Origin of the sequence: Caulobacter sp. 17J65-9, assembly GCF_010975005.1 — a bacterium.
Classification (GTDB): domain Bacteria; phylum Pseudomonadota; class Alphaproteobacteria; order Caulobacterales; family Caulobacteraceae; genus 17J80-11.
The window spans coordinates 1-11350 of sequence record NZ_JAAIVC010000033.1 but is presented as its reverse complement, the minus strand read 5'-3'; the positions used below and the strand labels follow the sequence as shown (position 1 = coordinate 11350).

At 72.6% G+C, this 11350-nt stretch carries 13 protein-coding genes; 5 read left to right on the top strand and 8 right to left on the bottom strand.

Annotated features, from left to right (window positions below; genetic code table 11):
• Positions 1-58: 58 nt before the first annotated feature.
• Complete coding sequence (locus G3573_RS07640; protein WP_163260492.1) at positions 59-259, bottom strand: hypothetical protein; 201 nt, start codon at positions 257-259, stop codon at positions 59-61.
• Between the two features lie 169 nt (positions 260-428).
• Between G3573_RS07640 and G3573_RS07635 the strand changes: the two genes are divergently transcribed.
• The 3 genes from G3573_RS07635 (at position 429) to G3573_RS07625 (ending at position 2626) form a co-directional block, all read left to right on the top strand.
• On the top strand, positions 429-881 hold the full coding sequence (locus G3573_RS07635) for a PA2169 family four-helix-bundle protein (RefSeq protein WP_163260491.1): 453 nt from the start codon (positions 429-431) through the stop codon (positions 879-881).
• Positions 882-1031: 150 nt separating this feature from the next.
• Positions 1032-1517: an ATP-binding protein gene (locus G3573_RS07630; RefSeq protein ID WP_163260490.1), complete on the top strand. Its 486-nt coding sequence runs from the start codon at positions 1032-1034 to the stop codon at positions 1515-1517.
• 170 nt (positions 1518-1687) lie between these two features.
• Positions 1688-2626, top strand: coding sequence for a DUF1353 domain-containing protein (locus tag G3573_RS07625; protein ID WP_163260489.1), 939 nt, complete (start codon positions 1688-1690; stop codon positions 2624-2626).
• Between the two features lie 178 nt (positions 2627-2804).
• Here G3573_RS07625 and G3573_RS07620 read toward each other — a convergent pair whose 3' ends face one another.
• Both G3573_RS07620 and G3573_RS07615 read right to left on the bottom strand, forming a co-directional pair.
• On the bottom strand, positions 2805-3302 hold the full coding sequence (locus tag G3573_RS07620) for a response regulator (RefSeq protein ID WP_163260488.1): 498 nt from the start codon (positions 3300-3302) through the stop codon (positions 2805-2807).
• A 192-nt stretch (positions 3303-3494) separates the two neighbouring features.
• Positions 3495-4220 (bottom strand): type 1 glutamine amidotransferase domain-containing protein, encoded by a 726-nt coding sequence (locus G3573_RS07615; protein WP_163260487.1) that lies wholly within the window; start codon positions 4218-4220, stop codon positions 3495-3497.
• Positions 4221-4347: 127 nt separating this feature from the next.
• Between G3573_RS07615 and G3573_RS07610 the strand changes: the two genes are divergently transcribed.
• Entirely contained in the window at positions 4348-6120 is a 1773-nt protein-coding gene (locus tag G3573_RS07610; RefSeq protein ID WP_163260486.1) for a VWA domain-containing protein, read from the top strand.
• Between the two features lie 4 nt (positions 6121-6124).
• Here the strand turns inward: G3573_RS07610 and G3573_RS07605 are convergent, their stop codons facing one another.
• The 4 genes from G3573_RS07605 to G3573_RS07590 form a co-directional block, all read right to left on the bottom strand.
• Positions 6125-6595, bottom strand: coding sequence for a hypothetical protein (locus G3573_RS07605; RefSeq protein ID WP_163260485.1), 471 nt, complete (start codon positions 6593-6595; stop codon positions 6125-6127).
• A gap of 54 nt (positions 6596-6649) precedes the next feature.
• Positions 6650-7369 carry a hypothetical protein gene (locus G3573_RS07600; protein WP_163260484.1) on the bottom strand — a complete coding sequence of 240 codons (720 nt, stop codon included), beginning with the start codon at positions 7367-7369 and terminating at the stop codon, positions 6650-6652.
• Positions 7370-7493: 124 nt separating this feature from the next.
• Positions 7494-8372, bottom strand: a complete 879-nt coding sequence (locus tag G3573_RS07595; RefSeq protein ID WP_163260483.1) for a hypothetical protein — start codon at positions 8370-8372, stop codon at positions 7494-7496.
• A gap of 17 nt (positions 8373-8389) precedes the next feature.
• Positions 8390-9412 carry a hypothetical protein gene (locus G3573_RS07590; protein WP_163260482.1) on the bottom strand — a complete coding sequence of 341 codons (1023 nt, stop codon included), beginning with the start codon at positions 9410-9412 and terminating at the stop codon, positions 8390-8392.
• A 123-nt stretch (positions 9413-9535) separates the two neighbouring features.
• Here G3573_RS07590 and G3573_RS07585 point away from each other — a divergent pair, with 123 nt between their 5' ends.
• Positions 9536-10006, top strand: coding sequence for a hypothetical protein (locus G3573_RS07585; protein ID WP_163260481.1), 471 nt, complete (start codon positions 9536-9538; stop codon positions 10004-10006).
• A gap of 3 nt (positions 10007-10009) precedes the next feature.
• Here G3573_RS07585 and G3573_RS07580 read toward each other — a convergent pair.
• On the bottom strand, positions 10010-11350 hold a 1341-nt coding region (locus G3573_RS07580), incomplete at its 5' end, for an aminotransferase class V-fold PLP-dependent enzyme (RefSeq protein ID WP_163260480.1).

Below are 11350 nucleotides of genomic sequence, written 5' to 3'. Positions count from 1 at the left end.
CCCCGCTTTCGCGGGGATGAGCGGATAATGGGCCGGCGTGGCCGCAAGGGGAGAAGGATCAGCCTTTGCGCCGCCGCAGCCGCTTCTCCACCTCGCGGTACAGCTTGGCGCGGCGGCTTTGGCGGGCCGTGTGCTCCTCGACCTTGAGCATCGCCTCGGCCAGGGCGTCGCCGCCGTGGCGGACGATCAGATAGCTGACGATCTGGTCGACCTCGGCGTCGAACAGCTTCCGCTTGCGCGTACGTAGGAAACCAAACACGCGACGCCCCCCGACGCCCACTCTGCGGTCAAGCTATGTGTCTGGCGGGCAAAAGAAATTCGATTCTCCCGGCGCGGTCCCGTCGCCTCCCGCGCGAGGCGATTTGACCGGGAACGGTGGTTGCGCCCGCGTGTTCACTCCCGCGCCACGACCGCAAAGGAGCATCCCCATGCAGGCCAGCGAACATCACGCCGTGAAGGTGCTGAACGGGCTGATCGAGACCACGCTCGAGACCGCCGAGGGCTACAAGGAGGCGGCCGAGCACACCAGCAACGCGGCCTACAAGCAGATGTTCGCCGAGCGCGCCCAGCGCCGCCGCGAGCTGATGCGCAAGCTGCAGGACGAGGTGCGCAGCTTCGGGGCCAAGCCGGAGGAGCACGAGTCCCTGGCCGGCAAGCTGCACAACCGCTGGGCCGGCATGATGGAGAAGATGTCCGGCGGCAGCGACAAGGCGGTGATCGACGAGGTCGAGCGCGGCGAGGACATGATCAAGGCCAGGTATCGCAAGGCCGCCGAGGACAACGACCTGCCCCAGCGCGTGCGCCAGATGCTGGTCGCCTGCGCCGCCGAGGTGAAGGCCGAGCACGACGAGATCAGCAAGATCAAGCACTCGCTGCACTAATCCTCCCCCGAGCGAAGCGGTGGGGGAGGGGGACCACGCGTAGCGTGGTGGAGGGGGCTCCAGCTTGGCGGGGCGGATCCGTCGCGCCAAGGCGAGCCCCCCACGGCGGCTGCGCCGCCTGCTCCCCCCAGCGGGGGGAGATCTGAGTAGATGCGACCCCGCGCGATCTTCCTGATCGGCCTGCCCGGGTCGGGGAAGACCACCTGGGTGGAGCGCTATCGTCCCGCGCCCGACCAGCCGTTCGCGGTGATCAGCACCGATCGGCTGATCGAGTGCGAGGCCGCCCAGTTGGGCGTGGCCTACGACCAGGCCTACCGACGGCTCGCCTCGAAGAAGCTGGCCGCCGAGGCGCGGCGGCTGACCCGCGCGGCGGTCGAGCGCGGCTGGGACGTCGTCATCGACCGCACCAACCTCAGCGCCGCGACCCGCGCCTCCTTCCTGCGCCTGTTTCCCCCGCCTTACGTGCGCGCCGCGGTGGTGTTCGCCGTCCCCTGGGCCGAGCTGGAGCGCCGGCTGGCCGCCCGCGCCGAGGCCGGCGGCCACCGCGTGGGCGTGCGCGCCCTGGCCGTGATGGCGGCGATCTACGACCCGCCAGGGGAAGGGGAGTTCGACCTGGTGACTTACGCGCAGGGATGAAGGGCGTGACTTTTCCCGTGTCCGCTCGCAGCCGCGCGCCGCACGATCAGACATCCACGGTTCGTGGGCGCTGAACCCTGGGCCTCGGGGCAAGCCCGAGGGTGACGAAGCTTGAGAAGCGGGAACTTAGAACCCGGCCCCCGCCGTTACCGCGCCGGCGGAGGTGTCCGATGACGGCGCGTGCCAGCGTGACGCTGTATCTGGTGTTGGCGTTGGTCGGGTTCGTCGCGATCACCGGCGTCGACTGGCCGGACTACTGGACCGCCCAGGTCGGGCGCGCCGCCCTGACGCCGCGCGAGCACTTCGGCTACGCCGTCTTCACCACCGGCTTCTTCGCGGCGCTGGCGACCATCGGCTGCCGTTGGATGGTGGCCGGCTGGATCGGCTCGCGGATCATCCTGGGCCACTGGCTGTCGCGGTTGCGGCTGCGGCCCGGACCGGTCACGGCGGCGGGCGTCTTGCTGGTCGCCGGCCTGGCGGCGGTCGCGCCCCGCGTCGGTCAGGCCCAGTCGCTGCTGGCGACGCCGCCGGACGAGGGTGGCCCGCACCACCAGCTGACCCTGACCCTGCTGCCCGACGCCCAGGCCGCGGGGCGGCGGCTGCTCGTCGTCGCGCGGCCCTGGTACTACTGCTACGCGCCGACCGCCGAGGTGTTCAGGGTGCCGCCGGGCTATGTCACCGACTTGGCCTCGGTGCCGGACGCCGTGCAGCCGCTGGTGCCGACCTTCGGCAGCTACGCCGAGGCCTCGGTGCTGCACGACTGGCTCTACGCCGTGCGCTTCGCCGGCGGGCGCAAGCAGGCCGACCGCGTCATGCTGTTCGCCATGCGCGACTTCAGGAACGAGAGCGCGCGCACCAACCCCTACCAAGCCTGGCTGATTTACAAGGCGGTGCGGCTGTTCGGCTGGCGGGCCTACTATTTCGGCGGCGAGCGCGAATGGGCCGGCCGCTGGGCCGGGGCGGGGCCGGAGCCGGCGCGCCTGGCCCTGGCCTGGCGCGGCAAGTCGCCCAGCCGCTGCGCCCGCTTCAAGGAGGAGCTCGACAGCGACGTCTACGAGGCGCAGTTCGTGAAACGCCTGGCCGCCCTGCACGCGGCGGAAGAGGGGTAATTCAGATCCGTCATCCCGGCCGTAGCGCGAAGCGCGGAGAGCCGGGACCCAGCAAGCTCGACCTCAAAGCTGCGAAACGCGGGCTGCAACGAGCGCCGCCCTTGCTGGGTCCCGGCTCTTCAGCACGCTGCGCGTGCTTCCGGCCGGGATGACGAGAATTGAAAGGCGGGGCCCGCTTCTAAACCATCACCGCATCGCTCGCCCGCCGCCGCGGTGCGCCTTCGGGCGCCTCTCTCGCCCGCCGGCGGCACGGGCCGAAATAGCCGCCCGAGCGCACGAACGGGCGCGGGCGCATGACCATGGCCTCGATGCGCGACAGGAACGCCTTGGGCGTGAACGGCTTGACCACGAACTCCGTGACCCCGGCGTCGCGCGCCTCGCGCACCCAGGTCAGCTCGGCGTGGCCGGTCATCATCAGGATCGGCAGGTAGGGATCGGGACTGTGCCGGTCGGCCCGGATCAGCCGGGTGAAGCCCAGCCCGTCCAGCGGCTTCATGTTCAGGTCCACGATCACCAGGTCGGCGCGCTGGGCGCGCAGCTGGGTCATGGCGTCCCAGCCGTCCACCGCCTGGCGCACCTTGGTGATCCCGGCCGACAGCAGAAGCGTGGCGACGATCTTGCGCATGTTGGCGCTGTCGTCGGCGACGATGACGTCCAGCGCCTGAAGGCTCGGCATGAAATCTTCCTCCCCCAAGGAAGCGGCCGCGCGCCGTGCGTGACCGTCAGAAGGCGGAATATAGACCGGGGGTATTAAGGCTGAGCTGACGGAAAGGGTGAATCGGTCGGGGGCAAACGATTGAAGGCATGCGGTTTTTGGCGATCCTTCTCCCTCAAGGGGAGAAGGATGCGGGCGCAGGGGAGAAGGGACCTAAACCCGCCGCTCGTCCCCGCGCTCCGGCCGGGTCGTCGGCTCGGCCTGGCGCAGGCGGGTGATCAGGGCCTGGGCGGCGGGGGCGGAGGAGGCGGGGTTCTGGCCGGTGACCAGGTCGCCGTCGACCTCCACGTGCGGGGCCCAGTCGGGGCCTTCGACGAACTTGGCGCCGCGCTGCTTCAGCCGGTCCTCCAACAGGAAGGGCACCACGGACTCCAGGTGCACGGCCCGCTCCTCGGCGTTGGTGAAGGCGGTCACCTTCCGGCCCTTGATCAGGTACTCGCCGTCGGGCCGGCGCACCTCGGCCAGCGCCACGGGGCCGTGGCAGACGGCGGCCACCGGCTTGCCCTCGGCCACGAAGCCTTCGGCCAGGGCGATGGAGTGGCGATCCTCGGCCAGGTCCCACATCGGCCCGTGGCCGCCCGGATAGAACAGGGCGTCGAAGTCGTCCGGCGCCACCTCGGTCAGCCGCTTGGTCGAGGCCAGCATGGCCATCGCCTCCTTGTCGGCGCGGAAGCGCTTGGTCGCCTCGGTCTGGTTTTCCGGCTCGTCGCTCTTGGGATCCAGCGGCGGCTGGCCGCCGGCCGGGGTGGCCAGGGTCACGCGCGCGCCGGCGTCCTTGAAGGCGTAGTAGGGCGCGGCCAGCTCCTCCAGCCAGAAGCCGGTCTTCTTGCCGGTGTCGCCCAGCCGGTCGTGGGAGGTGAGGACGAGCAGAACGTGCATGCGCGGGCTCCCTGAGGGTTTGCGGGAGAACCCCTCGGCGCGGCGATGGGTCCGTGCCGACAGCAGGCTTGTGGCGGCCGTCCGAACGGCTACGCTTCCTCCCGGACGGTTTAGGGGGGAACTGACCATGCGGATCGGTTTGGCGATGCTGGCGGCGGCGGCGCTGTGGGCGCCTCAGGCGTGGGCGCAGGTCCCGGACGACGACGACCAGTCGCTGGTGGACGAGATCGTCGTCACCGGCGCCATGGCGGTGCGCCAGGGCGGGGCCCAGGACATCAACCACTTCCGAGGCCAGGCGGCTTCCTTCCACATCCCCATGCCCGACACCCTGACGGCCGAGGGGCTGATGGGCGACTACGACCTGACGCTGCAGACCGCCGGCGCGCCGTGCGCGCGGATGTTCTGCGTCGCGGCCGAGAGCATGCGCGCGTCGCTGGCTGACCGTCCGGACGATCGGGTGCTGGTCGGCCTGGGCTTCGGCACCAACATCGACGCGGCGACCTGGAAGCGCCAGCCGCTGAACCTGGTGGCGGTGGTCGACAAGTCCGGCTCCATGGACGGCGAGCCGCTGGATCTGGTGCGCAAGAGCCTGCGCCAGATCGTCGGGCAGCTGAAGGCCGGCGACCAGATCAGCATCGTGCTGTACGGCGACACGTCGGCGGTGCACCTGGCCCCGACCGCGATCGACGGCGCGGGGCGCCGCCGCGCGCTGGCCGCCATCGACAAGATCGAGAGCGCCGGCTCGACCAACATGGAGGAGGGCCTGCGGGTCGGCTACGACACCGCCTTCGCCTCGGCCGGGGCGTTCCGCGGGGCCACCCGGGTGATGCTGTTCACCGACGAGCGGCCCAACGTCGGCGGCACCGACGCGGAGAGCTTCATGGGCATGGCCCAGGAGGCCTCGGCCCGACGCGTGGGCCTGACCACCATCGGCGTGGGCGTGCAGTTCGACGCGGCCCTGGCCACCCGGATCAGCAGCGTGCGCGGCGGCAACCTCTACTTCATGCGCGACGAGAAGGACGTCGAGGCGGTCTTCTCGAAGAAGCTCGACACCATGGTCAGCGAGCTGGCCTACGACCTGGCGCTGCGGCTGAAGCCCAACCCCGGCTACCGGATCTCCGGCGTCTACGGCGTGCCGGCCGACATGCTCGTGGCGGGGCCGGAGGGCGAGGTTTCGGTGACCGTGCCCACCGCCTTCCTGTCCACCGAGGGCGGCGGCCTGTTCGTGGGCCTGGCCAGGGCCGAGGCCGCCCGCAATCTGCCCGAGCCGGACCTGGCGGGCGCGCCGCTGATGCAGGTGAACCTGTCCTACGTGTCGGCCCTGGACGGATCGGCCGCAAGCGACGCGCTCAGCGTGGCCGCGCCGGCCGGCGCGCCGGGGGCGAACCTGGCGCTGGGCCACGCCCTGGTCGACGAGTACCTGTCGCTGCAGAAGGCCACGAGCCTGTTCCACCAGGACGGCGACGAGGAGGGCGCCTATCAGACCTTCCGTCAGCTGGCTTCGCGCCTGGAGGCGAACCGCGACGCCCGTCTGAAGCCCGAGCGCGAAATGGTCGAGGTGCTGGTGGCCCAGAGCGCGCGGCTGTCCGGCCACCTGGGTGAGACCCCGCGTCACGCGGCCTGGCTGGACCTGCTGGGCGAATGGGAGATCGTCCGGGTCGAGGGCGGGATCGACCTGACACGCGGCGACCGGCTGCAGCTGACCGAGGACAACGAGGCGGTGATCACCCGCCTGAACGGCGACGACGAGTACGAGAGCTTCCGCGCCAACAACAGCCAGCTGGTGCTCGACGACTCCAACCTGGTGTTCGCCTACCGGGTCAGCGCGCAGACCCTGACCCTGACCGAGGCGGAAACCGGGGTGGAGCTGCGCCTGAAGCGGACGTCTGCGGCGGAGTAGCGATCTACCAGACGTGTTCTTCCAGGGTGATGGTGCAGGCGACCCGCGTCCACCGGCCGTCGACCTTTTCCAGCAGGCAGGCCCCGACGTTGTTCCAGGCTCGCATGTCGGTGCGCCCGGCCAGCAGGGCGAACCGCCGGTCCGGGCTGAAGTCCAGCCCGTCGACCATGCTCTGGTAGGGGCCACGGGCCTTCAGGCAACGCCCCCATGGGCCGGACGGACGGCCGTGGCCGGGGTTGAGCGGGACGGACCGCCAGTCCTGGGCCTGAATGATCGGCTGCGCGCGCGCCGCCCAGGCGGCTTCGTCCGTGTGGCCGGGCGCGCCCGGCTTAGCCTCGAACTGGGAGAGCACGGCGCAGATGTCGGCGTGCAGCGACGCGTCGGGCGGGTTGAACGGGACCACGGCGCATCCCGCCAGCGCCAGGGCGGCGGCCCCCGCGCCCAGCCAGGCGCCCGCTCGATAGGCTGCGCGCATGCGTTCCCCCGACGACCGCCGTCACGCTAGACGGGCCCGGGGCGGTTGGCGAGCCTACCGGTAAAGCCCGCCGGCCGTATGCACGCGCCCGCCGGCGGCTTCGAACTCCTCGACGCTCAGTTCGCCGACCACGCGGCTTTCGCCGTCGCAGCGGACGCAGGCGAACACCGGGGCGCCGGGGACGGGGCGGGCGCGGCGCAGGCTGATGGCGCCCATGCGCCCCTCCGAGGCGCGTTCGCGCCGGCGCTGTACGCGCAGGTCGGGGCGGCCGTACTCCTCGGCCAGGCGCCTTGCGAAGCGCAGGTCGCCGCCGGCCCGCCAGGCGCTCTGCTCCTCGGGCTCGGGCTCGGCCAGCACCAGTTCGTCGGCCTCGCGGCTGGCGGCGCAGGCCAGGCCGTCGGCCTCCGGATCGGCCTGGTCGGCGAAGGCGAAGCCCGGGAAGTCGGTCGCGCAGCGCCCGCAGCGCAGCCGCACCACCGTGCCCTCGACCCGGCGCAGCGGCGGGATCGGCGCGTCGACGGGGGAGGGGTCGCACAGGTACAGCAGCTCGTCGCGCAGGGCCTCGAACTCGGCGTCGGGGTGGTCGAGGGCCACGCGGTCCAGCCCGCCGGTCCCGCCGTACCAGCACCGGATGGCCGCCGCCGCCGCCAGGGCGTCGCGCGACAGCTCGGCCCGCTGCATGTCCAGCGCCTCGGCCCAGCCGCCATGGCCGCTCCGGCGAAGGAGGTCGGCCATGCGCAGCAACACCGCCCGCATCCGCTTCACGTCGGTCATGACGCGCACCCCGTGAAGGCCGGGCCGAACACGCCCGGCGGCTAGGGGGACAACGACGCGCGCCGACGGGCGTTCCGGGTCGGGAAGGGACCTGAGGCGCGCCTAGGGGCGCTCGGCGGCGCGTCTAGTCCTCCACCGCGCCGGACACCGCATTGGACGCTTCGTTGAAGCGGGCGTAGTCGGCCTGCAGCAGGTCGTAGGTCACGCTGGGCCCGTGACGCGAACTGACGCTCACGCGCACGCCGTAGCCCTGGTGGGCGCTCACCTTCGCCCGGGCGGGGTCGGAGATGAAGCCGTCGCCGACCTCGCCGATCTCGGCCGAGCGGGTGCGGCTGGTCATCTCCCCTTCGCGGATCAGCGCGTCCAGGCGGGCCCAGTCGTCGGGTTCCAGGCGCAGCTCGTTGGCGGCGCCGCGGTCGGAGACGCTGACGACCACGAAGCCCTCGTCGAACAGCCGCGCCACGCTCAGCTCCAGGGCGCCGTCGGCGCTTTCGAAGCGGGCGTACGACTGCGTCTCGGGATCCACCCGCTCGCGCGGGACCAGCAGCAGGGCCGCGCCGCTCACGACGAGAATGGCCAGGATGGCCAGGAACCCGCCGTGGCTCGGATCGGGCTGCCGCTCGCCCAGCTCGGCCTTCGCGAACAGGCCCTGGAGCAGGGACAGGCCCGCGCCGATCCCCAGGCCGACGCCGAGCGCGCGCGCGACCTCGTCGGGCGTGCTGTCAGGCGAGAACGACATGACGGCCATGAACAGGCTGCTGGTCAGCAGGATCACCGACACGCGCAGCGCGCCGGCCAGCGCCCGCGGCAGCCGCCGCCAGGGGCTGAGCGCGACCAGGCCGGCCGCGGCGAACCACGACCCGAACAGGCAGATCGCGGCCAGGCCGAGATAGCTCACCGAGTCCCACACCGGCGCGAAGCCCGGGCGCCAGCCGAACTGGACCGCGGCCCACAGGCCGAACGCGCCCGCCAGCGCGGTCAGATAGACGGCCGCCAGCCGCATACGCACAGCCCCGCGCCCTAGCGCTTGAACAGGTCCAGGATCTGCTGGTCGGACGGCCAGTCCTTGAAGGCGCCGACCACGCTGTAGCTATCGCCGCCCTCGCGCTTGCCCATCACGTACTTCGGCTTGCCGCCTTGCAGCGACGGGCTGGAGCTGATGTCGAGCGCCGCGCCGGCGTCGCCCAGCAGCACCAGGGTGCGCTCGCGCCGGCCGCTGTCCGGATCGGCGAAGTGCACGATCTGGATCGGGCGCTCGGGGGTATAGGCGCCGGCGACCAGGCAGGCGTGGGCCAGGTCCAGGGGCGTTTCTGCGGACTTCTGGGCGGCCGCCGCGGTGACGACCAGGGCGCCCAGGACGTCGGTCGTGTCCATCGCCGCCGGCTTGGCCGGCTTGCGCTTTCCGTCGGCCGGGCAGGGGGCGAGCGTCGTGACGGCCGGCGCCGGCGCGAAGGCGTTCTGGTCCCAGCGCACGCCGGACAGGGCCTCGTCCATGGCCGCGGCGACGGCCTCGGGGCGGCCGGCCGGGCCGCTGGTCCGCACCTTCACCACCCACGGCCCGGCGCGCGCGATGGTCAGGCCGTGCACGATCCCGTCGTAGGCCGGATACAGCACCCGCCGGCCGACGGCCGCGCCGTCCAGCGACGCGGCCTGCGCCTCGCCGGCCGGCACGCCCGCTCGCCGGACCGCCGCGTCGGCTTGAAGGGTCAGGAGGGCGACGTCCGCCACCCCCGGCTTGAACACGTAGACCGACGTCCAGATCTGATCGTCGCCCGGCGCGCCGTAGCGGGCCGCGCCGTCGGACCCCTTTTCCAGGTCGCGCAGTTCCGGTTCCGCCTGGCCGGCCACCGCGGCCGGCAGGGTCACGCCGGCCGGCGCATAGCGCGGCGCGCCGTCCGCCCCGGTCGTCCAGCCGACGTAGGGGCCCTTGGTCTCCGGCGTGGTGCTGATGCTGATCTGCGGCGCGGGCCCGGCGGCCGCGGCCCCGGCGACGGCGCAGAACACGGCCGCGCAGGCGGCCAGCACGGCGAAGCGTGACGACATGACAGGTGACTCCCCTCGACGCTGCAACCTTAGCGTTTGGTTGCGACGCTTGGCGAGGGGCGTCGGTCGCGCCCGCGCCGGAACTATGGTTAAGCTCGCCCGGCCGAAAGTCGGGGGGCGCCGGTGGACGGGTTCGAGCAGGCGAAGTTCTTCAGCGACACGGCCTTCCAGTACGGCGACGTCATCAGCCAGACCTGGACCGCGCACGTCACCGTCAGCCTCGGCGCGATCGGCTATGCGATCGCCACCCGCGGCCCGCGCAACCGGGGGCTGGGGGCCGGCTGGTGCGTGCTGCTGGCCGCAGCCCTGGTGACCTTCTACGTCGTGAACCTGGCCAGCCTGAGCGGCATGTACGACCGGGTGGACCTGTCGGGCGGCATGGCCATCGAGGCCTGGGGCCGTTCGGGGCGCGAGCTGACGCCGGAGATCGAGCAGGTGCTGACCGGCCCGCGCCAGGCGGCGCCCAAGGTCGTGCTGTTCGGGCGGGAGTTCGAGCGCGTGCTGGCGGTGACCGCGGCGCTGGACGTGGTGCTCGTACTGGCGACGGGGCTCTTGCTGTCGCGAGCGGGGCGGCGCAAGCGGACGTGGGCCTGATCCTCAGCCTGCCCCGCGCTCGGCGCGCCAGGCGGCGATGATCGCCTCGGCGGAGACGTCGATGTCGTGGTCGCTGGTGGCGGCGTTGATCACCGAGACGCGCAGGATGCGCTTGCCGGCCCAGGCCGCGCCGCCGACGTAGCAGACGCCCTCGCGCTGGATGCGGGCGATGGCGCGGTCGGTCAGGGCGTCGGCCTGCGCGTCGTCCAGATCGGCGCCCAGGCGCACCGCCACCTGGTTCAGCACCACCTCGTTCAGGATGGCGATGTCGGGCTCGGCCCCCAGCCGCTCGGCCATGCGCCGCGCCTGGGCGCAGTTGCGGCTGACCATGTCGGCGACGCCGCGCCGGCCCAGGCTCTTGATCATCGCCCAGGTGGCGAAGCCGCGCGCGCGGCGCGACAGCTCCGGCACGAAGTCGGCGGGGTTGGCTTCGCCGGCCGGCAGGTAGCTGGCCACGATGCTCATGGCCCGGCGATGGGCGGCCCGGTCGCGCACGATCACGTAGCCGCAGTCGTAGGGCGTCTGCAGCCACTTGTGGCCGTCGGTGGCCCAGGAGTCGGCCAGCTCCACGCCGCGGGCCAGGGGCGCGCGGTCGGGCGCCGCGCGCGCCCACAGCCCGAAGGCGCCGTCCACGTGCAGCCAGGCCCCCTTGGCGCGGGCGGCCTCGGCGATCTCGGGGAACGGGTCGAACGCGCCGCTGTTGATCTGGCCGGCCTGCGCCACGGCGATGATCGGGCCGTCCAGGTTGCTCAGCGCCTCCACGAACGCCTCGGGGCGCATCCGGCCCTGCGCGTCCACGGCCACGCGCACCACGCGCTGGTCGCCCAGGCCCAGATAGCGCAGGGCCGAGAACACGGTGGAGTGCGCCTCTTCGCCCAGCACCACGTGGATCGGCGGCGCGCCGAACAGGCCGTTCGCCTCCACGTCCCAGCCCGCGCGGCGCAGAACTTCGCTGCGCGCGGCGGCCAGCGCGGTGAAATTGGCCAGGGTCGCGCCGGTGACGAACCCCACGCTGGCCTCGCGCGGCAGGTCCAGCAGGTCCAGCAGCCAGCCCCCCGCCACATGCTCCGCCGCCGAGGCCGAGGGCGTGGCGGCCGTCATGCCGACGTTCTGGCCCCAGGCGCTGGTCAGCCAGTCGGCCGCCACGCCCACGGTCGCGCTGCCGCCGATGACGAAGCCGAAGTAGCGGGGGCCGACGATGTTGGTCAGGCCGGGCTCGGCCAGGGCCGCGAGCTCGGCGATCACCGCGGGCGCGGGCGCGCCTTCTTCGGGTGTGCGCGCCTCGAACGCGGCGCGGGCCTGCGGATAGTCGCGCTGGGGCGAATGCGGCCGCGCGTGCGCGCC

Coding starts and splice junctions, on each gene's coding strand:
- G3573_RS07635 (WP_163260491.1), top strand. CDS start 429: ATGCAGGCCAGCGAACATCACGCCGTGAAGGTGCTGAACGGGCTGATC.
- G3573_RS07630 (WP_163260490.1), top strand. CDS start 1,032: ATGCGACCCCGCGCGATCTTCCTGATCGGCCTGCCCGGGTCGGGGAAG.
- G3573_RS07625 (WP_163260489.1), top strand. CDS start 1,688: ATGACGGCGCGTGCCAGCGTGACGCTGTATCTGGTGTTGGCGTTGGTC.
- G3573_RS07620 (WP_163260488.1), bottom strand. CDS start 3,302: ATGCCGAGCCTTCAGGCGCTGGACGTCATCGTCGCCGACGACAGCGCC.
- G3573_RS07615 (WP_163260487.1), bottom strand. CDS start 4,220: ATGCACGTTCTGCTCGTCCTCACCTCCCACGACCGGCTGGGCGACACC.
- G3573_RS07610 (WP_163260486.1), top strand. CDS start 4,348: ATGCGGATCGGTTTGGCGATGCTGGCGGCGGCGGCGCTGTGGGCGCCT.
- G3573_RS07605 (WP_163260485.1), bottom strand. CDS start 6,595: ATGCGCGCAGCCTATCGAGCGGGCGCCTGGCTGGGCGCGGGGGCCGCC.
- G3573_RS07600 (WP_163260484.1), bottom strand. CDS start 7,369: ATGACCGACGTGAAGCGGATGCGGGCGGTGTTGCTGCGCATGGCCGAC.
- G3573_RS07595 (WP_163260483.1), bottom strand. CDS start 8,372: ATGCGGCTGGCGGCCGTCTATCTGACCGCGCTGGCGGGCGCGTTCGGC.
- G3573_RS07590 (WP_163260482.1), bottom strand. CDS start 9,412: ATGTCGTCACGCTTCGCCGTGCTGGCCGCCTGCGCGGCCGTGTTCTGC.